A 23660-nucleotide genomic window follows, 5' to 3' on the forward strand; every position below is an offset into this window, starting at 1 on the left:
CAGGTCACCCCTTGGAATCACTCATCCAGCACTGAGTAGCAGTGGCGCAAGCTCCAGGGAGCGATGGCGAGTTCGATCGGATTCACCCGAATTCGGGGCGCAGGTGCTGGGCCCGGACCTCCTCGGCATCGGGTGACGGAACGAAGGCGGGGGCGATACGCAGGTGGCAGTCGAACCAGTCGGCGGCCAGCTTCATCGCTTGGCCGAGACCGGGTTCCACCGACAGCCCGCGTTCGTCGTAGGGCAGGATCTCGAGGCGTTTGGTCTCGCGGGCCAGGGCGTAGGCGGACAGCACCTCGTCGATATCGTGGGTTAGGTCCTCACGGCCGGTGACCAGGAGCAGTGGCCGCGGCGAGAGTCGCTCCAGGAGGGTTTCGGCCGCGAATGCCAGGATGTGGCCGAGTGATTCGAGTTCGACCTCGTCGTCGAAGGTGGGAAATGCCGCCTTCGCCAGCCGCAGGTAGTCGGTGATGTGCTCATCCCCGCCACCAAGCAGCGGAACCCGCATGCCCTGCCCGGTTGCGAAGCGCTGCTGCCGATCCTGGTCCAGTAGGTCCAGTAGCGCCTGTAATCCTGCTCTGCCCCGGGACTTCTCCGTCGCGCGCCAGCCGTTGAACATGCTCGGGTTCTGTCCGACAACGCATTTCACGTGTCGATCCAGTGCCGCCGCCTGGATGGCGACCGTCGCGCCGAGGCTGTGGCCCCACAGGCCGATCCGATCCGGGTCGACCTCGGCACGCGTGCGCAGATAGCAGACGGCATTGCGGACATCTTCGGCCTGCCGTTCCGGGAACACCTGACCGCGAGGCTGCCCTTCGCTGGATCCGATGGTGCGGTAGTCGATGCCGAGCACCGCGAAACCGGCCTGCACCAGGTACTCCGCGTGCGGGGCCAGCGCCTCCTTCACCATGTGAACGCTGTGACCCATCACCACGGCCGCGAGCGGCGCATCCGAATCACGCTGGGGCAGATAGAGATCAGCCGCGCACCGGACGTCGCCGCTGCGGAACATGACGTGTTCGATGGTCATGCTATCGGCCCGTTCCGGTTGTCACGGGGTGGCCGTCGAGGCTCGGTGGGGTCCAGTTCCACAGGTGTGCGGTCTTGCGGGCGGCAATGCGGCTGCCGGCCAGGGCGGTGAGCCGGGTCATGGTGGCGTAGACGAAAGCGTTGGTGGAGAGGCTGATCGACGGGTCCTGCCGTGCGCCGCGCTGCACGGTCTGGGTGCGGGGGCGGCGGAGGCTGTCGTAACGGGCTAGGGCGGCGGGGATGTCGGCGTCGCCGGCGAGTTCGGCGGCCAGGACGGTCGCGTCCTCGAGGGATTGGCAGGCGCCCTGGGCGAGGAACGGCGTCATGGCGTGCGCGGCGTCGCCGAGGAGAACCACGCGGCCCTTGGCGTATGCGCGCAGTGGGTCGAGGTCGGAGACATCGTTGCGCAGCAGCGACTGCGGCGGCGTCGCCGCGACGAGCTTCGGAATCGGGTCGTGCCAGGTACCCACGCGCTCGACGACTTCGGCCATGTCGTCGTCGTAGTGCACGTGCGGTTCGGGCTGGCGAATGGCGACGAACCAGAACACGCGCTCCTCGGAGATCGGATGCGCGGCGAAGCGTACGCCGCGTCCCCAGGTCTGGAAGCCGTCCACCGGCCAGAGGGAGCCGGGCGCGGTCACCCCGCGCCAGACGAGGATGCGCTGGAAGACCGGGTCCGTGGTGTGTGGCCAGACGGAAGTCCGCACCGCACTGTGGATTCCGTCCGCGCCGATCAGGACGTCGGCGGTCTGACGATGAATGTCGTCGCCGGACCGGTAGGTCACCGTGACGGCCGCATCGGTCTGCTCGACCCTCGTGACCTCCGCCCCGGTGCGCATGCTGTCGGCAGGGAGGTGAGACTGCAGCAGTTGCTGCAGATCGCCTCGATGGTTCGCCAAAAGTGTTGTATCGCGGCCTTTTTCGAACTTCATCAGGTATTTTCCGTCCGGTGTCAGCAGGTTGACCGCCGCCTCGGACGGCTGGGAGATGGCGCGGAATTCCGCGCCGATGCCCAGGGCGTCGATGGCCTTCAAGGCATTCGGCGCGAAGGACCAGCCCGCGCCGACCTCCCGCGATTCGCCCGCTCGCTCCAGCACGGTCACCGACCATCCGACGCGGCGCAGGCCGATGGCCGCGGCGAGTCCGCCGATGCCACCGCCCGCGATGATCGCGTGCCGACCGGTGTCGTGTTGCTTGGTCATTCGTCTTGTTCCTTCGTGTCGGGAAGCGGTTCCGCTGTGAGCCGCTCGGTCATCCAGTCGTAGACGTCGTGCGCGGCCTGTAGCCGTCGTGCGGGGGTGCCCGCACCGCCGGCCAGCTCCATACCTTCGGCCGTAATGCCACGGAATTCGGCGAGGCTGGCAATGCGCCGCTGCACGACGGTTTCCCAGGCGCGGTCGTCCATGCGGTAGTAGTTGGAGCGTTCGCCTGGTCTGGTGCGCCGCCGGATGAAACCGGCGTCGGTCAGGACCCGCATATTGGTGGCCAGCGACGCGCGGCTGGCTGCGATCGCCGTGGCGATCTCATCGGCGGATTGCTCGGCGGGATCGCAGATCATCAGCCATCCGAGAATGCGTCCCGCGATGGGTGGCACTCCGTACTCGACAGCGCAGAACATCGCGACCTTTTCGACCCACTCGAGCACCTGCTCCGGATCCGCCTGTGCCATCAGCACCATCCTTTCCAGTTCCGTCTAGTTGTTTCAGTTTTAACTGAATCAACTAGACGGCGCAAGACATTCGGGGCGGTGCGTGAACAATCAGGTAACCGGGGCCAGCAGCGACGCCGTCGACACCAGTCGTTCGACGGATTCCGTTGACGCTGTCGTAGGCGAAGGTGACGAACCTGTGGGCGGATACTCTCGAGCCGAGTCTGATCGCCGCGCTGTCGGCTCGACTATGACTTCGGCACCCTGAAGATGAAGGAGAGCCTGACCTGCGAAACAGCGCCGCACAGTGAGAAATTGGACGATGCCGTCCGGGCGTTCACCACCGCGCATCCCGACGCGGTGGTGCTCGACCTGGGATGTGTTCCGCGATGCGGGTGTTTTCCCGCTACAGCTGATCGACCAGGGCGGGCAGTTCGGCCCGCACCGCGACGCCGAGTTTCGGATAGGCCTTGTAGAGGTGGTAGCCGACGGTGCGGGGGCTGAGGAACAGCTGCCCGCCGATCTCGCGGTTCGACAGCCCCCGCGCCGCCAGGCGGACCACCTGAAGCTCTTGCGGCGTGAGCAGATCCAGCACCGACGCGCCGGCCGGTTGCCGGCCGGTGTCGCCGGTGGCGCGCAGTTCGGCGCGGGCCCGATCGGCCCAGAGGTGTGCGCCGAGGCGGTCGAAGGTTTCCGCGGCGGCGCGGAGCCGGGTGCGGGCCTCTGCCTTGCGCTGGTCGCGGCGCAGCCATTCGCCGTAGAGCAGGGCGGTGCGGGCCCGTTCGAAGGGGCGTCCACCTTCTTCGTGCAGGCGCTCGGCCGCGCCGTAGTGCTCCTCGGTCTCGGCGGCGGGACCTGCAAAGGCCAGGCAGCGCTCGTAAACCGCCTGCGTACAGGGTGATCCGCTGGCGGCCGCCCAACGTCGGAACCGGTCGAGGGGTTCGGCGAGGTGGCCGGGCTGCCCGATCCGCACTGCGGCTTCCACGCGTAGCGGCGTGTACGACACGGCCACAGTGAAGGACGCGGCCACGAACATCGGTTCGCCGGCGGCGGATTCGAGCCGATCGAACACCAGGTCATAGCGGCCGGCACCGAGATCGAGCATGGCGAGCGTCGTAGTGGCCAGCGCCGCGGTCGCGGCCTCGCGACGATCGAGTGCGGCCGAGAGAGCGGGTTCGGCGAGTTCGCGGCAGCGCGTCTCGTCACCGGACAGCGCCGCGCCCCATGCCAGCACGCAACGCAGGCCGTCCATCTGGTGATTCAGGCCGATGGACTGCGCGAGCGCGAGCGCCTCCTCCGCGTGCACGATCGCGTCACGACTGTGGCCGGTGGCGTATTCGGCGGAGGCCAGGTAGTGCAGCCGCAGCGGCAGCGTACCGAGCGTCGACTGTTCGCGTGCTTCGGCCACGAGAGTCTCGAGCAGGTCGCGGGCCTCGCGGTCGAAACCGGTCATGAGACCCATTGCGGCGCCGTTCATCCGCTCGTCCTGGGTGAGTTCCGCCGAGTGTGCGTGCGCGTATTCGGCGCACGCACGCAATCGCGGCAACGCGAACTCGTCGTCACCGCCGAGCATTCGGGCCAACCCGAGCAGCCCCTCGGTCACTCGGTTGGGGCCGTGGCGATAGTGCAGCATGGTGGCCGCGCGCGCGGTGAGTTCGGCATCGCCGACCAGGAAGCCATTGCGCACCGCGTCGACCAGCATCGGGCCCGCCGTTTCGTCCGGCGCCCGATCGGCGGCGTCGATGAGCAGGCGCGCGGCGGTGTGCCGGGAACCGAATTCAGCCTCGACCAGGGCCCGCAGCGAGGCCAGTCGCGGGGTGTCGGTCTCGCTGACGGTTCTCCGGCCTGCCCGCCGGACCAGCGCGTCGGTCCGGTGCAGATCTCCGGCGACGACGGCTGCCTTGGCCGCGCAGATCAGACGCCGGGTGCCGGTCCCCGCGGTGACGGTCAACTCGGCCGCTCGTTCCATGGCCACGGACGCGGCGGCATGGTCCGCGCGTCCGTATGCCCGCGCGGCCGCGGCCTCCAGATCGTCGGCGATGGTGTCGTCCGGACCGGTCGACGCCGCCGCGCGATGCCAGACCGCCCGGTCCACGGCCTCGGGATTGCCACTGCGACAAAGTGTTTCGGCGAGCGCGCGGTGCACGGCCAGCCGCAAGTCCAGCGGGGCATCGCGCAGGATGGCGGCGCGGGCCAGCGGATGCCGGAAGCTGACCTGATCACCCTGGCGCACGAGCAATCCCGAGCGCTCGGCCGCCACGAGGTCCTCGGGTCCCGCCCCGAACGCGGCGGCGGAGTCGAGCACCGTCGAGATCTCCCCGGTCTGCTCGGCCGCTGCGATGAGCAACAGTGCACCCGCCGCTTCGTCGAGTCTGGCGGCGCGCGCGCCGAACGCCCTCTGTACCCGGATAGACAGCGGGAGCATGGCGAGGTCGTAGGGCACGGTCGGGGCGGCGCCGGTGCGCTGTTCGGCGCTGAGCGCGGACGGCAATTCGACCAGGGCCAGCGGGTTGCCCTCGGTTTCGGCGAGCATTCGGGCCCGCACCCGCGGAGCGAGTTCGGGGTATTGCTCGTCCAGCAGTGCCGCGGCGGCCGCGCGGTCGAGTCCGCTCAGTTCGTGCGCACTCAGTCCGGCCACCGGGGCGGCGGCGCCGCGCACGGCGAACAACAGCAAAACGCCCTCGTGATGCAGCCGACGGGCGGCGAAAGTCAATGCCTCCGAAGAAGATCGGTCCAGCCACTGAGCATCGTCGACAAGACACAGCACCGGCCCGTCCTCGGCCAGTTCGGCCAGCATGGACAGCACCGCGAGACCGATCAGGAACCGGTCACCGGTCTCCGCTGCAGCCAGGCCGAAGGCGCCGCGCAGGGCGGCAGCCTGCGGTTCGGGCAGGGCGCCGATCCGATCGAGTACCGGGCGCAGCAGCAGATGCAGGCCGGCGAAAGGCAATTCCGCCTCGAGTTCGATTCCGGCCACGCGAATCACCCGCAGTCCGCCGGCCCGCGCCGCGGCGTAGTCGAGCAGGGCCGTCTTACCGATGCCGGCAGGCCCGGTCAGCACCAACGCTCCGCTGCGGCCTGCGCCCGCATCCGCCAGCAGCCGATCGATCAGTACCAACTCTTCGGCACGCCCGTGTAGCACTCGACGGACCCTACCTAAGGAATGTGACGGATCACGGACCAGTCGTTCGACTGAATCCTTCCGGCCCGCCCCGCAATAGCGTTCCTACCAGCTAATTCACCCCGACATCAGGAGCTGGTATGTATCCGAATTACTCGCTGAGCGAACGCGATCGACGCTGGGTACTGGCCCGCGAGCTGATGGACGAGCAGGGCGTCGACGCCCTGGTAATCTACGGCGAACACGAGACCGGCGGCCCCGCCACGTTCGCACCCGACGTCTACTTCACCAACGAGCGCCCCGGCGCGATCGTGGTCTTCCCCCGCGACGCCGACCCCATCTCGCTGGTCTGGTCGCCCATGCATATCGCAGACCACATCGAGGCCCGCCGCCGCGCCGAGGCCTGCTGGACCGAACCGCAGAACATGCGCGTGGCCAAGCACGCCCAGGGCGTCGTCGATGTCCTGAAGGAGCACGGACTCGAACGGTCGGCGGTCGGCGTAATCGGCCTCGAGCCGTATCCGCCGTTCCAATTCAACCCGACTATGCCGTACGCGCTGCGGACGGGCGTGCAGCAGCAGCTGCCGCAGGTGACGTTCAAGCCGGTGTGGTTCCCGTTCCTGCTGCGCACGCTGACACAGTCCACCGAAGAGCTTGCGGTGCTGCGCCGTTCGGCCGAGATCGGGGAGGCCATGGCGGCCGCGATGCTGAAGGCCACCGCGCCCAGTGTGACCGAGGCCGACGTGTACGCCGCCGGCATGGCCGAATCGTTCCGGCTGGGCACGGTCGCGCCGGGCATGCTCATCCAGTCCGGACCCGGCTTCGCCTGCTGGGGTCCGCCGGTCTGGTCCTACCGCCCGCAGGCCCCCCGGGTGATCGAGGACGGCGACGTGATCATGGCGGAAGTGTTCTGTCAGTACGGCATGCGTGAATCCCAGCATCAGGTGGCCATCGCGGTCGGTGAGGTGCATCCGGATATCGAGACCGCGGCGCAGGTGGCGCGCGCCTCCTACGAGGCCGGACTGGGCGCACTACGGCCGGGCAACACCTTCGGCCAGGTGGTCGACGCCATGAAGGCCCCGCTCGATGCGGCGGGCGGCTGGAACGTGCATCCGCTGGTGCACGGCATGAACCCCTATGGCACCGTCAGCGGCTTCGGTCAGGGGATGCGGAAGCTGCCCGAGGCCGCCGGCTACGGGCTGCTGGCCGAGGTGCCGACCATCGGCACCGATCTGCCGCTGGCCGAGGGCATGACCTTCGCCTTCGAACCCAACTGCGTGATCAACGGGCGGCTGGCCAATATCGGCGGGACGGTCGTCGTCGGGGCCGAGGGCGCTGTCGAACTGAATTCGCTCACCACCAGCCTGTTGCGGGCATAGCCATGACTCCACGACGTCTGGTGGTCGGCATCAGCGGCGCGACCGGGATCACTTACGGCATGCGGATTCTGGAGCTCGCACGCAAGGCCGAGGTAGAGACCCACCTGGTGGTCACCTCCGCCGCGCAGCTGACCCGCCTGCATGAAACCGATATCAGCGCAGGCGATCTGTCGGCGATGGCGGATGTCACCTATCGCCCGGCCGACATCGGCGCTGCCATCGCGTCCGGATCGTTCCGCACCGCGGGCATGATCGTCGCGCCCTGTTCGGTCCGGACACTGTCGGCCATCGCGTATGCGAACAACGACAATCTGCTCACCCGAGCCGCCGACGTCACCCTCAAGGAACGGCGCCGGCTCGTGCTGATGGTGCGCGAAACCCCGCTCACCATGGCGCATCTGCGCGCGATGACCGCCGTTACCGAATCCGGCGGGATCGTCATGCCGCCGGTGCCGGCGTTCTATCTCGGGCCCGAATCCGTCGACGACATCGTCGAGCACACTGCCGGCAGGGCCCTCGATCTGCTCGGCATCGACGTGCCGGACCTGCCGCGCTGGGGCGAAGACACGACACCGAACCAGAAACCGTTGCCGAACGAGGAAAGATTGATATGGAACACCTGAAAAGCCTGCGGGAGTTCATCACCGCACTCGAGGCCATCGGCGAGATTCAGACCATAGACCACGAGGTCGACTGGCAGCTCGAGATCGGCGCCGTGATCCGACACTCCTACGACTTGCGTGCGCCCGCACCGCTTTTCACCAACATCACCGGCTACCAGGACACCGGGTTCCGGGTACTCGGCGCACCCGGCGCCTTGAGCGCGCCCGAACATCAGCTGGCCCGCATCACGATGGCCCTCGGCCTGCCCGCCGACGCCACCGGTCAGGAGCTGATGGAGGCACTGGTCGCCGCGCGGGAAAAGCCTGGCATTCCGCCGGTCGAGGTGGAACGCGAGGATGCGCCGTGCAAGCAGAACATCATGCTCGGTGACGACATCGATCTGTTGAAGTTCCCCACGCCGTGGATCCACGGCAATGACGGCGGCCGCTACATTCAGACCTGGGGCTTGAATATCGCTCGCACACCGGACGGTTCGTGGACCAGCTGGTCGGTCAACCGCATGATGATCCACGATGCGAAGAGCCTGGCCTGCATGTTCGCGTCGGTTCAGCATCTCGGCGTGGTGCAGACCGCGTGGACCGAAATCGGCAAACCCATGCCGATCGTGCTGGCGCTGGGAGTGGAACCGGGCCTGCCGTTCGTCGGCGGCATGCCGCTACCGGACCACGTCTCCGAAAGCGACTTCATCGGAGCCTATTTCGGTGAGGGCATCGAAGTCGTCCCCGCCGAGACAGTGGACCTGATGGTCCCCGCGACCGCCGAGATCGTCATCGAGGGCTACATCAGCCTGGACGAGACGGTCATGGAAGGCCCGATGAACGAGTTCCCGGGCTACAACGCCACCGCATCCTCACCCAAGCACCTGTTCACCGTCACCGCGATCACACACCGCGACAACGCGATCCTGCCGGTGGTGGCCGCGGGCCCGCCGGTGGAGGAGGACCACACCTGCACCGCCACCATGCACGGCGCGGAGCTGCTCTACCAGTTGCGCCAGGCCGGGCTGCCGATCACGTCGGCCTGGCACACACCCGAGGCCGCCATGCACTGGCTCACGCTGTCGGTGCGCCAGGACTGGCACGAAACCCTCGGCATCTCCTCGGCCGAACTGGTGCAGCAGATCGCCGATGTCGCCTTCACCGGTAAGGCGTCGGTGAACGCACCGAAGATCCTGGTGGTCGAAGACGACGTCGACATCACCAATCTGAACGAGGTGGTGTGGGCCTTCGCCACCCGCTCGCACCCCGATGCCGAGCGCGGCGAATTCCACTTCCCGCACCGGCTCAGCGACGACCTGCCCGTCTACCTCGACGAGGAAGAGAAGCACACCTACATGGCGGGCAAGGTCATCTACAACTGCCTGCTCGCCGATCTCTACCCCGACGGCAAACGTCCGGTGAAGGGCAGCTTCGAAAACGGCTGGCCCACAGAGATTCAAGAACGCGTCCTCGCCAACTGGCATGCCTACGGCTACCGATAGGAACACGACAATGTATCGGCCCCTTGCCTTTCTGGCGATTCTCTCGGCGGCCATGCTGGTCGGCCTCATGACCACCTTGCTGACCGTCATGCGGGGGCTGTGGAATCAGCAGAGCGAATCCGACCCGCCCGCAACTTCCAGGACTTCCTGCAGCACGCGGGTACCAACCGGGTGCTGTCCACGCTGATCTGGACCGCCATCTTCAACCTGCCGATCTACAAGGCTGTCGCCAAGTGGAGCCTGACCGACGACACCCCGGCGGACGTCCGCACACAGATCCGCCGCTTCCACACCCCCAACCTCGGCCGCCTCACCGCCGCCCTCGCCACCAGCGTGCTGTTTTTCGTGGCGACGTTCTGATCAACCCCACATATCGGTCATCACAGAAAGAGAGAACTCCATGCCCGAAAAAACCCGTGTAGAAGGCACCATCACGGTGCACACCTATGAACCCGTTGCCTACGAAGAACCCGCCGCGGGACCTGTACTGACCAGAATCCATGTGACGGAAGCTTTTTCCGGCGGAATCGAGGGCACAGGTGTCGTCGAATTCCTGCAATCCTCGAATGCGGACGGCACCGCGAGTTTCGTCGGCATCGAGCGCGTCGACGGCACGCTGGGCGGCAAGGCCGGCACCTTCCTGCTGCAGGATCAGGGCAGCGTGGCCGACAAGATCGTGACCGGTGAATGGTTCGTGGTGCCGGGTTCGGGTACCGCGGGTCTGGCCGGGCTGCGCGGCACCGGCGGCTTCCGCGCGAATCTCGGTGAGAACGCCGAGATCTGGCTCGAGTACTGGTTCGAATGATGTCCGCCGCTACGGGCAAGACCGCGCTGGTGACCGGCGCCGCCACGGGCATCGGTCGCTCGATCGCGGAAACCCTTGCAGCCAAGGGGTTCCGGGTGGCGATCAATCATCCGCACACACCCGAACTCGCCGACAAGGTGGTCGCGAGGATCGAGGCGGACGGCGGGCAGGCCCTGGCAGTGGCCGCCGATGTGCGTGACCGTGACGAGTACGCCGCCATGGTCGGGCAGATCAAAGCGGCGTGGGGCAGCTGGGATGTGCTGGTGAACAATGCCGCGGTCGCCATTACCAAGCCGTTCCCGCAGATCACCTCCGAGGAGTTCGATCTCAGCTATGCGGTGAATGTCAAAGGCGTGTTCCATGGCATGCAGCTGGCCTGGGAGCAACTGGCCGACAACGGCCGCATCATCAGCATCTCCAGTTCCACTACCGCCCTGATGCTACCCGGCTACGCCGTGTACGACTCCACCAAGGGCGCGGTGGAACAGTTCACCCACATCCTGTCCAAGGAGTTCGGCCCGCGCGGCATCACCGTGAACGCGGTGAGTCCGGGCGCCACCGAGACGGAGACCTACCGGATCGGCAAGAGCCCGGAGTTCCTGGCCGGACTGGAGGCCCTGAGCGCCTTCGGACGACTGGGCCGGCCGAGCGAGATCGCCGCGGTCGTAGCGTTTCTCGCCAGCGATGCGGCCAATTGGGTCACGGCCCAGAACATCCGGGTCAACGGCGGCACTGCCTGATCCTGCGCGACGCGCCACACGAGCGTGCCGGTTCGCGGGGCACGCAGGCCGTGGCGTCTGCGGGGGTCGGTTGTCCCACGGCGGTTACCGCCGCGTCGTCGCCGTGGGACGAATCCAAGAGTCCGAGAAATCGGCAAGTTCCAGAAAGAAGCACAAACGATGGCGAAGATCGGATTCCTCGGCGCCGGACGGCTCGCTCGCGCGCTGGGCAGCCGGCTCGAAAAGGCCGGGCACATCACCGCTTACGCGGATGTCGACGGTGGACACGAGGAGGCGGGGGCGGGGGCCGATGTGGTGGTGCTGGCGGTGCCGTTCTCGAACGTGGCGCAGGCGCTGGACGACGCACCGTCGCTGGCCGGGCGGGTGGTGTGGTCGTGTGTGAATGCGATGACCGTGGACCTGTCCGGGTTGGCGGTCGGCTTCGACACCTCGGGCGCCGAACAGATCGCGGCCCTGATGCCAGGGGCTCGACTGGTGGCCGCGATTCCACCCTTTGCGGCCCAGATCGCCCGCCCGGCATTCGATTTCGATGAGAGGCTGGCCCCGTCGGCCTTCGTCTGCGGAGACGACGCGGGTGCCAATCGGATCGTGTCCGAGCTGCTGACCGATATCGGCGTGCATGCCGTCGACGCCGGGCCGCTGATCCGTGCTCGCTATGTCGAACCCGCGATGATGCTGATGGTCAACCTGGCCTACGACGGACCGGTGCCACGTCACCTCACACTCCGGCTGCTGGAACGCACCCGTGTGCCCGAGTAGCCGGCATTCCCGAAAGGAACAGCAAGTGGCACTTATTGCGCGGTTCATCGTGCTCTGGGATACCCCGTCCGATCCAGAGGCATTCGACAAGCACTATCGGGAGGTACACATCCCGCTGTGCAGACAACTGCCGGGTCTGCGCCGTTACACCTTGTCCCGTAACCCGACTCCCATTGTCGGCGAACGGATCGACGCGGAGGTCGACTGGGATCTGGAGATCGGCGCCGCGATCATCAGCCGACTCGCCACCGATCCGGTGTTTCTCACATCCACCGGCGGCTACTTCGACAGAAGGGCTGCACGCCTACTCTGCCCTGCCCCTGGCCGGGCCGAAGCCCGGCAACGGGAACACGCTGGTGGTTTTCTCGCTGCACCGGTCGGCGGAGAAGATCTTGCCGTCGAGGATCAGATGAGCGAGTTCGTCGTCGCTGGCATGTTGGACGGCTTCGTGTCCACCGAACCGGGAACGGTCCAGGTTGAGCCGTCGACCGTCGTTATCGGCGTGGCGTTCCCGCGCGACCCGATGTCGTCGTTTGCGCGAGCCAGCGCTCGAGGTCGGCGGCATCCGGCGCCGTGGCGGAGCCTGGGCCGGTGGTGGCCGCCGTTCCGCATGCTACGGCCGCGGCGAGGCATTTCACCGGTGGCCATCCTTGGAGCAGGCCGTGGACGAACCCGACGTTGAAGCAGTCTCCCGCGCCGGTGGTATCGAGGACCGAAATCGGTGGTGCGGAGGCGTCGTAACGTTCGCCGTCGTGTCTGGCCGTGGCTCCGGCGCTGCCGAGTTTGATCAGCACGGTCGGCACGAGTTCGCTCAGCCGCGATATCGCGTCGTCGATTGTGGGTTCTCGGGTCAGCCGCAGTGCTTCCTCTGCGTTGGGGGCGAAGATGGTGGTGGAAGCAAGCGCGGCCCGTACGCCGGGGGTGTCCAGGTCGACGGGGACGTCTTGGCAGTCCATCACCACGGTGATGCCGAGGTGGCGGGCGAGGGCCAGCACGTGCACGGTGTCGGCGTCGTAGCGCAGTTGCGGCACCATCAGGACACGCGGCCGATATTGCCGCAGCAGCGACGGAACCGGCTGCGGACCGGTCGAGTCCTGGAAGCTGACCATCGCGCGGTCCCCGGGCGTGGACAGGGCGACGGTCAGGCTGCGCAGCGGGGCCGGATGATGCCGGAAGGCGCTCTCGTCCAGTCCTTCCGCGCGTGCCGCGTGGAAGACGTAGGTGCTGAATGGGTCGGTGCCGAAGTCTGTTGCCCAGACGACGTCGTGCCCGAGTCGATGCGCGGACATGGCCAGGGTGTAGGCGCCGCCGGGCACCATGGTGAACCCCTCGGAGAAGACCTCACGGCCGGACCGGACGGGTTCGGGGAGCCCGTGGAAGATCAGATCTACGAAATATGCGCCGACCACCAGGATTTCACATCCACGCCGGTTGTCTGTGCCCATCCGATGAGCATACTGGGGGGCAGCGGTCGGGACGGCCGCAGCGGCAACGAGTTACATGCTCCTGGTGTTAGCCTTTGAGCTGGTGATGAGAATCCTGGTGACCGCCCCCGAGGACCGGCACTCCCTGATCGTCGGCTATCACCGGCCACCGGTGCCCCCTGATGACCGACAGACATTGTCCAGCCCCAACGGGATTCTGCCCACCCTGACCGCTCTGTTCTCTCGAGGGCTGTCGGGTGTCTGGATCGCCGCCCAGGTCGGTGGGGGTATCGACGACCGTGAGTACGAGGTTCCGCTGTCGCTGCTGCCGGTGACTGCCGACGAATGGAGTGGTTATTTCCATCGCGCATGCAAGGACACGCTCTGGCCGATCCTCATGTCCGAGCCGCACCGCATGCACTTCGATGTCACGGCCTGGGCCTACTACCGCGTGATCAACCAGCGCTACGCCGAGCACATCGCAGCCCGAGCAGCACATGAAGCGATCGTCTGGCTACACGATTACAACCTCTGGCTCGTCCCCGGCCTACTTCGCCGGGCCCGGCCCGACCTGCGCATCGGACTGTTCCACCACACCCCGTTTCCGCCAGCGTCGGTGTTCGCCACCCTGCCCACCGCCGACGAGATCCGCTGCTCACTAGCCCAGTTGGGCTGGGCGGGATTTCACACCACTGCCTTTGCCGACAACTTTCGCCAAGCCCTGGGCAACCAACCGATGCTGCCGGCCTTGGGTATCCACCCGCTGGGCATCGACCGCCCGACGATCGAAGCACTCGCCCGCAGCCGCGCACCGCACCGACGGCCGAGCCGCCACGTGCTGGTGCTGTCGGTCGAACGTCTCGACTACGCCAAAGCTCCCGTGCACAAGGTCAACGCCCTGGCGGCGTTGCTGGACCGCAGCCCGGACCTGCGCGGCCGGTTGGTCTTCCGGCTCATCTGCCCGCCACCGGAGCCGGGCATCACCGCACATGACACCACCCGCAGCACGCTCGAACGGCGCATCACCGAGATCAACGAAGCCTGGCGCACCGGCGGTTGGCAGCCGATCGACTATATCCCCCGCACTCTGCCGCTACCCGAGGTGATCGACCACTACCTGGCCGCGGACGTATTCTGGGTGACCTCCCTGCAAGACGGCATGAACCTGACCGCAAAGGAATTCGTCGCCACCCAGTCGGCCTCAGCCGGACCCGGCTCCCGGCCCGGGGTGCTGGTGCTGTCGCGCTATGCCGGCGCCGCAACAGAACTCGGTGGCGCCGCCCTGCTCACCGACCCCCATTCCCTCGAGGACCTCACTACCACGCTGGCCCGCGCCCTGTGCCTCGGCCGCACCGAACGCCGCACCCGCGCGGAACACCTGGCCCACCTGTTGGGCTACGACCGCCCCATCGACTGGGCAACCCGCATCATCGACTCCATCCGAGCCCGCACACCCGACTCGGCTACAGCGCCGACCACATCCCAGCCTTCGTGATCGCGCGCTCATTGCGGTGGATCGCCTTCAGCGCCGGAACCGGTCTCGGGTGGTCCCGGTGGGAGGTGAACCGGATATCACCGGAGTCACGGGTCGATGAAGTGGAAGCTGGGGTGTGGGTGCATGAGGAATTCGTGGTGGGAGATGTTCCAGGCGTAGGCACCGGCCAGACCGAACACGACACGGTCGGCGGCTCTCAGGCTGGTGACTGGGATCTGGTGGGCGAGAACGTCTTTAGGTGTGCACAGTTGTCCGGCCAGGGTGACTTCGGTGTGCTGGAGGCTGGGCCGTTTCCAGGAGTACGGCCACTGGTTCACGGGCAGGATCGTGAACGGCTGATTGTGCTGTTTGGTCACTGGAGTGCGTAGATGGTGGGTGCCACCGCGTATGAGCGCGAATTCTCGGCCATGGCTGTGTTTGATGTCCAGTACTTCGGTCGCGTACCAGCCGCAGTAGGCGGTCAGCGCTCTCCCCGGCTCGATACGCAGGGTCAGCTCGGGATGTGCGGCGGCGAGCCGGTCGAGCCCGGCGCCGAACCGGTCCCATTCGAACCGTGTTTCCGGCTGGGAGTAGTCGACGGCCATGCCGCCGCCGATGTTGATCTCCGAGACAGGGATACGGCGGCGCTCGGCGAGTTGCGTTGCCCAGGTGATCACTTCGGACGCGAGGCTGAGATGTGCATCGGCATCCAGCCCGCTGGCCAGATGAGTGTGAATGCCTCGAAATCTCAGCCGGGGTAGCCGGGCGAGGACGGCAAGGCAACACTCGACCTGGTCGGGGTCCAGGCCGAATGGTGTGGGGCTGCCACCCATAGCCAATGAGGCACTGCGCAGAGTGCCCTGCGGGACAGGAAGATTGGCCCGTAACAGCACATCGATGGACCGGCCCGGAATCAGGGCAGCAACCAGCGTATCGAGCAGTCGCAGTTCGTATTCGCTCTCCACGTGGAACAGTTCGACGCCGGCCCGTAGTGCCGCGGTGATCTCGGCGGGGGTTTTGGCCGGACCGCCGAAGGCCACCGGCAGTTCGGGAACGGTTCGGCGGACATGGGCCATTTCGCCGCCGGAGGAGACCTCATAGCCGGTGACGTAACCACGCAGTGCAGTCAGGATCGGCGGCTCGGGGTTGGCCTTGGCGGCGTAGTACAACTCGACGCGTGCGGGAATCGCGGCGCGGATCGTGGCCGCGTGGCTTCTGAGCGCGGCCAGATCGTAGAGGTATGCGGGGAGATCATCCGAGGAGAGGTCGCTGATCCGGGTGAGTACCGCCGCGGTAGGAGTCACGGCCTGCCTCGATCGCTACCGACGACGTCGGTCGCCATCGCCGGGATCAGTGGTGACGGTAGCCTGACGTACCCGGTGTCGCGATCAGGGTTGCGGTGCCAGCGGCTGAGCAGATTGGCCTTGGCCGGCAACCGATCACCGGTGAGCAGAGCGCCCAGTCGGGGCGGGCAGTTGTAGGTGTCGGCGTAATCCTGCAGGGTTCGGCGCACCTGCATCCACAGTGCGCGCTCCAGCCGGGGATGCAGATCCGCCAGGACGGCCAGCATTTCGGCGATGTGGTTGACCAGCAGGCAGTAAACCACCCGGTCCCAGCCGTGTTGGGCGTCATAGGTCAACGGACCCGAGACGGTAACGGGAAGTGCGGCCAACGCGTCGGCATGATGGTCGGGCAGCAGCTTGGTGCCTTCGAAGTCGCGGAAGAACACCTGGACAGGTATGCCGTCGGGATCTATTCCGACCACGACGTTCTGCAGATGGGGTTCGAAGACGACTCCGTGCTCGAAGTACGCGGTCAGCACAGGAGGGACCAGTAGCCGCAGATAGGCCGTCCACCAGGCGGTGGCTTGTATCGGATCCGCGCAGGCGGGCAACCGGGAAAGGTGCGCCGGACTGGTCGGGTATTCATCGGCCATCGCGGCGGCCAACAAAGCAGTCACCCCAGAGCGCAGATACCGGCCCAGCCCGTCGCGGACGATGACCCCGAATCCCTCCAGGAGAGTGGTATCGACGCTCCCTGTCGCGCAATTCGGATCGGTGGCGCGCAGGGCAACCGAACGGTAAGCCGACTCACGAAGCACGACCGCATCGGGAAACCGGGCAGACAAACTGTGCAGAGTCAACGCGAGCAGCCGGGTGAGCGCGACGGCACCGGCAAGTTCATAGGCAGCGTTTTTGCGTACACAGTTGGTGATTCGGATATCGAGGCTGAACTTCAAGAAGTCCTGTCCGTCATACAGAGTACGGACCGAGGCGGTGGGCGTGAACAGAGCTCCACGCACTCCGAGATCGACGATGTCTCCGCGTCCCAGCGCCGTCCGCAGCGGCGGATAGTCCCGAAGCAAGTCGTACTGCCAGGGGTGAATCGGCAACAACCGATACCCGTCGGGTACGTCGCCGAGACGATCAATCGGTGTGGCCGCGCCGACGGCAGCGATGTCCTCGATGATCAGGTGCGGCCGGACAGCGAGATGGCGCACCGGAAACCGGGCCCCTGCCTCCGGAGCGTAGGCCGTCCAGTCTCGTGCAGTGCCGGACCGAGCCTTGGGCGTCGGGTGGAACCGGTGACCGAAAAGGAGAGACTGCTCGGATTCCAGATAGCGGTCTCGGACGCCGGAGGGCTTCGGGCGCAACGTCAGGGCTATACGAACGTTCTGGTAGCTGGAGGCCAGCTGGCTCAGAAACTCGTCGTTCTCGATGCCGGTCCGCAAGGTCAACTCCGCGTGTACGTGCATAGCCAGCTGCCGACAATCCAGCGCAACCCAGTCACCATCACGCTGTTCGAAGATCGGCCCGCAGAACCGGTGCGCGCCGATCAACGAGGTGCGACGCAAGGCGATACGCAGCAATACACCCCGCCGGGGTAGCAAGACCAGCAGGTATCCGTCGGCGACAATGGCCTGTTGATCAGGTCCGCAGACCTCACGCAGCAGACAGTTGAGCAATGTGTGCGTGACAATCTCATCGGCCGTCGGCAGCGTCGGATCGCCCACCTCGAAGTCCCGTCTCGTCCACAGTCCGAACCGCACAATCACCGTCAACGGTAGCCGTCACCAGGACGCCGTGAGCGCCACGTCCACGAAAATCCCCTCTACCGCGTTCGGATAAGGCCCTGGAGGCCCTGCGCCGGAAGCTTCCCGACCCCACCACACCCGCACCACCGCCCGCCGATCGACCCAAACCCGGCCGGGCCGGCCAACTCGGCACCGATCAGGTCCAGGAACTCATCGCCGGATACAAGAGTGGAGCCACGGTGTACCGGTTGGGCGCTCGGTTCGGCATCGAGCGGCGGACGGTCGGCGAGATCCTGCATCGGCACGAGGTGTCGATGCGCCGCCGGGGCTTGTCCCCCGAGCAGGCCGATGATGCCATCCATCTGTACAACCTCGGCTGGTCCCTCGCCCGCGTCGGCCGACACCTGGGTGTGGACCCCACCACCGTGCTGGCCAAACTCCGCCAACGCGGCATCCTTACGCGTGACGCCCGCGGACGACCACGCGCATAAACGCAGCAGCATCGACACACACGAACGGATGTCGCAGGTTCGCGCCCCCGGCGGGGCGCTATAAGTCAATCACCGACGTGCAGATCCTCGATCCGATTCCCGACTACTCGATCGACGCGCGAGAGCGGAAGGAACGCACCGAAACAGAAGCCGCAGAGCAGCGCCTGGATTCCGAAGGCGGAGCCGGAACCAATTGAGCAGATTCTTCCAGTCGGTTATGGCATATCCGTCGTTTTCCGGGCCCAGTCCGGGCCCCCTCCTGCTGCCGGGCTGCCGCAAGGGCAATTCCGTCAGCGCTGTGCGCAATCCGCGCCGCGCGGCGGCCGGGTTCGACCCGACGATGGTGGGTTGGCCGAAGCGTCGTTCGGACGCGGTCTCGGGTGCGTCGTCGCTGGTGGCGGTCAGGAAGCGGTCCGGGAGCGCGAGTTTGTGGATGGTGCGCAAGGTCAGCAGGTATTGGCGGGTCAGCGGGCCGGTGGTATAGGGCAGGTCGTATTTCTCGCACAGCGCCCGTACCCGCACGGCGATCTCGGCGTACCGGTTGCTGGGCAGATCGGGGAACAAATGGTGCTCGATCTGATAGCACAGATTTCCGCTCAGGAGTGCCAGCATCGGACCGGCGTCGAAGTTCGCGGTGCCGAGTATCTGCCGCAGGTACCACTCTGGTTTGGTCTCGTTGTCGATGACCGTGGGAGTGAATTTCTCTGCGCCGTCGGGGAAATGGCCGCAGAAGATCACCACGTACGCCCAGAGGTTGCGCAGCAGGTTGGCGACAGCGTCCGCGGCCAGGGTGCGCCGCCAACGCCGCCTGCTCAGCGCGGGAAACACTAGATAGTCCTTCCCGGTTTGGCGGGTGATCTTCCGGATCAGCGCCCTGGTCCGGGCCTTCTTTGCAGCATCGCTCGCGACGCGATCGCGCTCGGAATGCAGCCCGTGCAGGGCGATACCCCATTCGAAAGTGGCTGCCAGCAACAGATTCCGCAGCGGCTGGAGCAGGTGTCGCGGTCGCCACGGCACGTCGCGAGTCATCCGCAGGACGCCGAAGCCGACGTCGTCGTCCATGCCTACGACATTGGTGAACATATGGTGGCGGTAGTTGTGCGAATACCGCCATTGCGCCGACACGCCTGCCATGTCCCATTCCCAGGTGCGGGAGTGGATCTCCGGGTCGTTCATCCAATCCCATTGGCCGTGGCAGACGTTGTGGCCGATTTCCATGTTCTCGATGCTTTTCGCGACCGTCAGCGCGGTCACCCCCAACACCCAGCCGGTCCTGCTGCTACTGCCCAAGATCACCAGCCGGGCCGCCGCATCGAGTGTCCGCTGTGCGGCGATGGTGCGATGGATGTACCGGGCGTCCCGCCGGCCACGCGAGCTTTCGATGTCGCGGCGAATCGAATCGAGTTCGCTCCCGAATGCCTCGACGTCGGCCGTGCTGAGATGTGCGTATCGCCTGATCTCGGTGATCGCCATGCTGAGTCCTCGAGGTCGACCGATCCACATCGGAGTCCCCGACCGCTTGATCGAGAACAACAGCAGCCACCCCACCGTAAGCGATCCGATGACGGCCATCCGATGTTTCGAGGCATCGACACCCCAGCCGTGTGGCCATTCGGCGACGGGCGCCGACGATCACTGGAAATCGGTATCAAAGCCGATTCGCCCCGGTGGCGGGTCGGATCCGGACTGTCGTGCCCAAGACGCCACCGGTAAGCGGAACGGATCGTCTGTGCCGGTCACCGAAATCGTCTGTCTATGACAGCGGGCGGAAATTGTTCGGGAGTCGGGTAGGTGACCAGCACGCGAATCCCGTCCGGGTCGATACTGTCGACGAAACTGACCCCGTTCAGTGTGTTCGAATATGTACTGGGATACCGGGTGCTCAGCCGCTGTTCGATGCGTTGTAGTTCTTCTTCGCTGTCTACGGACCAGATGATTTCCTCAACACCGACATCATTGATGCCGCGTGCCCGGCCCGCCTGGCGTGTGCGCAGGTATATCTGGAAGCCGCCCGGCGTCAACAGAAGCGCCGCGTCCGGCTCGTGAATCGCGATGTGGCATTCGAACACATCGCAGTAGAAGTTCACGGAACGATCCAGGTCGGATACGCGCATAAGACAGCATGTAATCCCTGCAACACCCATTTCCTCCCCTTTCATCCGCCCGGCGAGAGTCCTCACGTTACCGCCTGCAGCGTCTGCGGTGCGCGACCCTGCCGGCCTGCCGCAGGGTCGCGCACCGGACAGGTTGACCGGGCGGTGAACGTGGCGGCGACCGAATCACGGTGTTTGTTGGGCCGCGCCAGCAGCGGCTGGTCACACGATCGCCAGCCCGTTACGTGACTATTTCAAGGTCACGTCGTCGCCCGATTCGAATGAAACCGGCCGATTCACGGCCTGAACAGGAGTGGCGGCAATGACGCTACCGACGACCCTGGCGTGCACGGGCGTGCACGGCTGGCGCGCGGTGTCCAGCGCGACCGGGCGGTATGCGAACTCCGACCAGTTCAATCGGTTGCGCCGCCCTCGTTATCCCACCGCTGCTCAGCGGTTTCGCGGTCGGTGCGGGCGCGCCGATCCCGCGTGTTGACTATGAGCAGGTCTTCGACGGTCGAGGTGTCATCAGAGTGGGTTACGCCGGCCATGATCGCGGTGGCGGTGTCCGAACCGGTTGTCGGCGGGATGACCAGTAGGCCGATGGTGCGGCCGTCGACCCCGCGAACCAGGATGGTGTGGGCGGGTTTGTGGTGTCGGTATCCGTCGAGCCGGACCCTGCGCTCGCCGAAAGAGAGTTTTGCCGGTGTTTTCGACCATTCGTCGAGATGGAAGAGCACGCGTTCGATCGGTCCGAGCCGGGGGCTCAGGTGTTCGAGCAGTTCGGGGAGTTCGGCGGCGAGGTCGTTGCGGTAGGGCCACCACGCTCCGTCGACATGACTGTGTGCGGGGGATTCGCGCCGGAGCCGCACCCGCAGATTCGGTGCTGGTGGCACGTGCGTGTTCGGGGTGTGTTGTAGCGTCATGGTCGGTGCTCCGTACCCAAGAGTGATTTATTTGGCCGAGCAGCTCATACAGGCGAGGTCTGGTAGGTGGGTTCGGCGGTGCCGTTGGGGATCGTTGCCGGCAGGGGCGCCGACTGTGGTGGCAGTACGGGCGATGAATGCTGCGGCCGCAGCGGTTTCGCGGGCGAAAAAGGTACCGATCTCGCCGATCGCGCTCATCAGTGGTGCCGGGAACACGACGGTGGTGTTCTTGTCGACGCCGAGTTCGATCAGCGTTTGCAGGTTGCGTAGTTGCAGGGCCAGCGGATGGGCCATCATGGTGTCCAAGGCATCGCCGAGCGCTGCAGCGGCCAGCGATTCCCCTTGGGCTGAGCGTGGTCGATGTGGTTGGTACCGGTGTCGGGAATGGGTTCGGTTGACCGCGACCGCGTGCCCTGGGCACCGATGTTGTCAGCGGCTGGGTTGGGGCACATGGCAGTTGGTCACCTTGGGATTGACCCCGGCATAGTTCAGTGGCCCCGCGAACACGGTCACCGCGATAGTCCCGACACCCGCGCAATTCTGTTCGGCGTGGGTGAGGTATCCGCGTTGCCCGGCGGCGATCGCGCCGATGATCAGCCCATCCTTGTTCTCGCCCAACTGGATGGAAGCCACGAGTCTCGAGCGGCGGCCCGGGCGTTTCGTGTTCCACTGAACCACCCCACGGCCGAAGGGCCGACGCTCTGGATCAAGCCGGTAGGCCCGCGCAGGGCGACATCGACGGCGCGAGCTGCGGTTTTGGCGGTTCGCTGGTTATCGGCACTCCTCGCGCACAAGCATGATCGGCGGCGCCGAAACATCGGCAGTCACAGCCGGTCATAGATCGCAACAAGCCGATCGAGGACCTCGGTGGCGGATCTCAGCGCTGCGATGTCCTGATCGGCCAGTTCCTCCTGAAGGGAGTCGGTCATGGCCACCATGCGCTCGCGGCACCGGACGCGCCCGGTCTCGGTCAACGCGACCAGGACCGAGCGCTTGTCGCCGGGTAGACGTTCCCTGGTGACGTATCCTGCCGCGGCCAGGCCGTTGACCAGCTGAGTGGTTGCGGCGCTGGTTGTTTCGGTCAAGGCGGCGAGTTGGCTGATCATGAGCGACCCCTGGTCGGCCAGCGCTCGTAAGGCACGCGCATGCGTGAGCGACAGCGCCTCGGGGGATCGTGTCGCACGCCCCCGCAGCCGGGAGTCTGCCGCGCTGAGCCGATAGGCGGCCCGGGCCAGCAGGTCGAGGGCGCTCGCGCGGTCCGAATCGAGGTCTTCTGTCACGGTGCGTGTCCTGTCTACGGATCGTTCGAGGTTGACAACCAGCTTAGTGCAGTACTTAATAGATAAGTACTTAACTTATTCGGAAGGAATCACCATGACCACTCGATCCGTCGGCCAGAGCTGGGCCCTCGACATCGCCCTCGCCCAGGGCGGATTCGACGCCCTGCACCCGCAGGCGAAGGGCACCATGGAGCAACTCGGTCACGACCACACCGATTTCGACAAGGTCTTCGAACTCGTCCAGAGTGGGGCGATGCTGCCCAAGGCGTGGGCGAGCATTGCTGCCCAAGCCGAGGAGCGCGCCGCTCATCATGAGCGAAACGGGTTTGCCCGCACCGCCGCCGACCTCTACACCCGGGCTGCGGTGATGTGGGGCCGGGCCCAGTATTCGATCTTCGAGGCCGCCGACCCGCGCAAACTCGCTTTCCGTGAGCGCGCCAACCATTGCGTCGAACGGCTGGGGGAATTGCGTGGCGGACGGGTCCGGCGAGTGGTGCTGGACTTCGAGGGCAAGCAGATCTTCGCGCTGCTGCACCTGCCACCGGAGCCGGTGCGTGGGGCACCGGCAGTGATTCTCGGCCCCGGGATGGACATGATCAAGGAGGATTACATCGCCGCGGCCGAGCGGTACTACACATCGCGGGGTGTGGTTGCCCTGTCCATCGAAGGCCCTGGACAAGGCGAGAGCCGGGCGCACGGCCTCACCGTCGATCTCGCGAACTACGAACGTGCGGTGCGGCATTACATCGACTACCTGATCGGCTTGCCGGAGGTGGATCCGAACCGCATCGGCATGTTCGGCATCAGCATGAGCGGATATTGGGGATCACGTGCGGCCGCAACAGATCCGAGGCTGGCGGCGCTGGCAGCTTTCGAGGCGCCGACCGGTGAGTTCCGGACCATCTTCGAGCGAGCTCAGCCGACCTTCAAGAACAACTACATGTACATGGCAGGCTACGACGACGAAGCGGCCTTCGACCGTGATCTGACCGATCGGATGCCGCTGGGTGATCTGGTCGGTGACATCACGTGCCCGGTGCTGTACGGAATCGGCGAGTTCGACGAGCTGACCCCGCTCGAGCAGGCTCTCGCCAACTACGAACTCGTTCGCGCGCCCAAGGAGATTCGCGTCTACGAAGGCGAATTCCATCCACTCGGAGGCGTGGCGGCTGAAATCTTCCGGTTCGGCGCCGACTGGCTCGAGCGCGCTCTGGCCCGCGAGTTCACGACGCCGGGACGAGATGTGCGGCACTACGTCCACTCTGACGGGCACACCACCGACGGCACCGCCGATCCGACATGGTGGTCAGGTGCAGTGCCATTGGCTATCCAGCGGTTGCGCTCGGCGTGAGC

General features: G+C 66.1%; 21 protein-coding genes and 3 pseudogenes. 11 read left to right on the forward strand and 13 right to left on the reverse strand.

Annotated features, from left to right (window positions below):
• Window positions 1–82 precede the first annotated feature (82 nt).
• The 4 genes from ABH933_RS11655 to ABH933_RS11670 all read right to left on the reverse strand — a co-directional run bounded on the left by ABH933_RS11655 (window position 83) and on the right by ABH933_RS11670 (window position 5819).
• A complete protein-coding gene (locus ABH933_RS11655) occupies window positions 83–1030 on the reverse strand; it encodes an alpha/beta hydrolase (RefSeq protein ID WP_429417107.1) in 948 nt (315 codons plus the stop codon).
• A 1-nt stretch (window position 1031) separates the two neighbouring features.
• Window positions 1032–2231 carry an FAD-dependent monooxygenase gene (locus ABH933_RS11660; protein ID WP_429417110.1) on the reverse strand — a complete coding sequence of 400 codons (1200 nt, stop codon included), beginning with the start codon at window positions 2229–2231 and terminating at the stop codon, window positions 1032–1034.
• Entirely contained in the window at window positions 2228–2698 is a 471-nt protein-coding gene (locus ABH933_RS11665) for a GbsR/MarR family transcriptional regulator (RefSeq protein WP_429417113.1), read from the reverse strand. Before ABH933_RS11665 ends, ABH933_RS11660 begins: the two co-directional genes overlap by 4 nt.
• Before the next feature lie 385 nt (window positions 2699–3083).
• On the reverse strand, window positions 3084–5819 hold the full coding sequence (locus ABH933_RS11670) for an AAA family ATPase (protein ID WP_429417116.1): 2736 nt from the start codon (window positions 5817–5819) through the stop codon (window positions 3084–3086).
• A gap of 119 nt (window positions 5820–5938) precedes the next feature.
• Here ABH933_RS11670 and ABH933_RS11675 point away from each other — a divergent pair, with 119 nt between their 5' ends.
• The 8 genes and pseudogenes from ABH933_RS11675 to ABH933_RS11710 form a co-directional block, all read left to right on the forward strand.
• Window positions 5939–7177 (forward strand): M24 family metallopeptidase, encoded by a 1239-nt coding sequence (locus ABH933_RS11675; RefSeq protein WP_429417119.1) that lies wholly within the window; start codon window positions 5939–5941, stop codon window positions 7175–7177.
• Between the two features lie 2 nt (window positions 7178–7179).
• On the forward strand, window positions 7180–7800 hold the full coding sequence (locus tag ABH933_RS11680; protein ID WP_429417122.1) for a UbiX family flavin prenyltransferase: 621 nt from the start codon (window positions 7180–7182) through the stop codon (window positions 7798–7800).
• Complete coding sequence (locus ABH933_RS11685) at window positions 7788–9281, forward strand: UbiD family decarboxylase (protein ID WP_429417124.1); 1494 nt, start codon at window positions 7788–7790, stop codon at window positions 9279–9281. Before ABH933_RS11680 ends, ABH933_RS11685 begins: the two co-directional genes overlap by 13 nt.
• A 99-nt stretch (window positions 9282–9380) precedes the next feature.
• Window positions 9381–9641 carry a hypothetical protein gene (locus tag ABH933_RS11690; protein WP_429417126.1) on the forward strand — a complete coding sequence of 87 codons (261 nt, stop codon included), beginning with the start codon at window positions 9381–9383 and terminating at the stop codon, window positions 9639–9641.
• Between the two features lie 40 nt (window positions 9642–9681).
• A complete protein-coding gene (locus ABH933_RS11695) occupies window positions 9682–10086 on the forward strand; it encodes a DUF3224 domain-containing protein (RefSeq protein WP_429417129.1) in 405 nt (134 codons plus the stop codon).
• Window positions 10086–10826 carry an SDR family NAD(P)-dependent oxidoreductase gene (locus ABH933_RS11700; protein WP_429417132.1) on the forward strand — a complete coding sequence of 247 codons (741 nt, stop codon included), beginning with the start codon at window positions 10086–10088 and terminating at the stop codon, window positions 10824–10826. The genes ABH933_RS11695 and ABH933_RS11700 overlap by 1 nt, the downstream gene beginning before the upstream one ends.
• Window positions 10827–10985: 159 nt before the next feature.
• A complete protein-coding gene (locus ABH933_RS11705) occupies window positions 10986–11585 on the forward strand; it encodes an NADPH-dependent F420 reductase (protein ID WP_429417135.1) in 600 nt (199 codons plus the stop codon).
• Window positions 11586–11634: 49 nt separating this feature from the next.
• Window positions 11635–11739, forward strand: a pseudogene (locus tag ABH933_RS11710) (EthD family reductase); the annotation flags it as partial.
• Window positions 11740–12079: 340 nt separating this feature from the next.
• Here ABH933_RS11710 and ABH933_RS11715 read toward each other — a convergent pair.
• Entirely contained in the window at window positions 12080–13030 is a 951-nt protein-coding gene (locus ABH933_RS11715) for a carbohydrate kinase family protein (protein WP_429417138.1), read from the reverse strand.
• Window positions 13031–13115: 85 nt separating this feature from the next.
• On the opposite strand from ABH933_RS11715, the gene ABH933_RS11720 reads away from it, so the two are divergent.
• Complete coding sequence (locus tag ABH933_RS11720; RefSeq protein ID WP_429417779.1) at window positions 13116–14504, forward strand: alpha,alpha-trehalose-phosphate synthase (UDP-forming); 1389 nt, start codon at window positions 13116–13118, stop codon at window positions 14502–14504.
• Window positions 14505–14590: 86 nt separating this feature from the next.
• Here the strand turns inward: ABH933_RS11720 and ABH933_RS11725 are convergent, their stop codons facing one another.
• Together ABH933_RS11725 and ABH933_RS11730 are read right to left on the reverse strand one after the other, a co-directional pair.
• Complete coding sequence (locus ABH933_RS11725; RefSeq protein WP_429417141.1) at window positions 14591–15787, reverse strand: type III PLP-dependent enzyme; 1197 nt, start codon at window positions 15785–15787, stop codon at window positions 14591–14593.
• A complete protein-coding gene (locus tag ABH933_RS11730; protein WP_429455028.1) occupies window positions 15784–17538 on the reverse strand; it encodes an IucA/IucC family protein in 1755 nt (584 codons plus the stop codon). The genes ABH933_RS11725 and ABH933_RS11730 overlap by 4 nt, the downstream gene beginning before the upstream one ends.
• Window positions 17539–17756: 218 nt before the next feature.
• On the opposite strand from ABH933_RS11730, the gene ABH933_RS11735 reads away from it, so the two are divergent.
• Complete coding sequence (locus tag ABH933_RS11735) at window positions 17757–18008, forward strand: hypothetical protein (protein WP_429417146.1); 252 nt, start codon at window positions 17757–17759, stop codon at window positions 18006–18008.
• A 291-nt stretch (window positions 18009–18299) separates the two neighbouring features.
• On the opposite strand, the pseudogene ABH933_RS11740 reads toward ABH933_RS11735, so the two are convergent.
• The 6 genes and pseudogenes from ABH933_RS11740 to ABH933_RS11765 all read right to left on the reverse strand — a co-directional run.
• Window positions 18300–19481, reverse strand: a pseudogene (locus ABH933_RS11740) (fatty acid desaturase family protein); the annotation flags it as partial.
• A gap of 263 nt (window positions 19482–19744) precedes the next feature.
• Entirely contained in the window at window positions 19745–20095 is a 351-nt protein-coding gene (locus ABH933_RS11745; protein ID WP_429417148.1) for a glyoxalase, read from the reverse strand.
• A gap of 419 nt (window positions 20096–20514) precedes the next feature.
• On the reverse strand, window positions 20515–21027 hold the full coding sequence (locus ABH933_RS11750) for a DUF5994 family protein (RefSeq protein WP_429417151.1): 513 nt from the start codon (window positions 21025–21027) through the stop codon (window positions 20515–20517).
• A 27-nt stretch (window positions 21028–21054) separates the two neighbouring features.
• Window positions 21055–21378: pseudogene (locus tag ABH933_RS11755) on the reverse strand (hypothetical protein); the annotation flags it as partial.
• A 78-nt stretch (window positions 21379–21456) separates the two neighbouring features.
• Entirely contained in the window at window positions 21457–21651 is a 195-nt protein-coding gene (locus ABH933_RS11760) for a hypothetical protein (protein WP_429417780.1), read from the reverse strand.
• Window positions 21652–21851: 200 nt separating this feature from the next.
• A complete protein-coding gene (locus tag ABH933_RS11765) occupies window positions 21852–22307 on the reverse strand; it encodes a MarR family winged helix-turn-helix transcriptional regulator (protein WP_429417154.1) in 456 nt (151 codons plus the stop codon).
• A gap of 31 nt (window positions 22308–22338) precedes the next feature.
• On the opposite strand from ABH933_RS11765, the gene ABH933_RS11770 reads away from it, so the two are divergent.
• The gene (locus tag ABH933_RS11770) at window positions 22339–23658 is read left to right on the forward strand and encodes an alpha/beta hydrolase (protein WP_429417157.1); all 1320 of its coding nucleotides are present in this window, start codon (window positions 22339–22341) and stop codon (window positions 23656–23658) included.
• Window positions 23659–23660: the final 2 nt, after the last annotated feature.

The organism is Nocardia sp. GP40, from assembly GCF_050434125.1.
GTDB lineage: Bacteria > Actinomycetota > Actinomycetes > Mycobacteriales > Mycobacteriaceae > Nocardia > Nocardia albiluteola.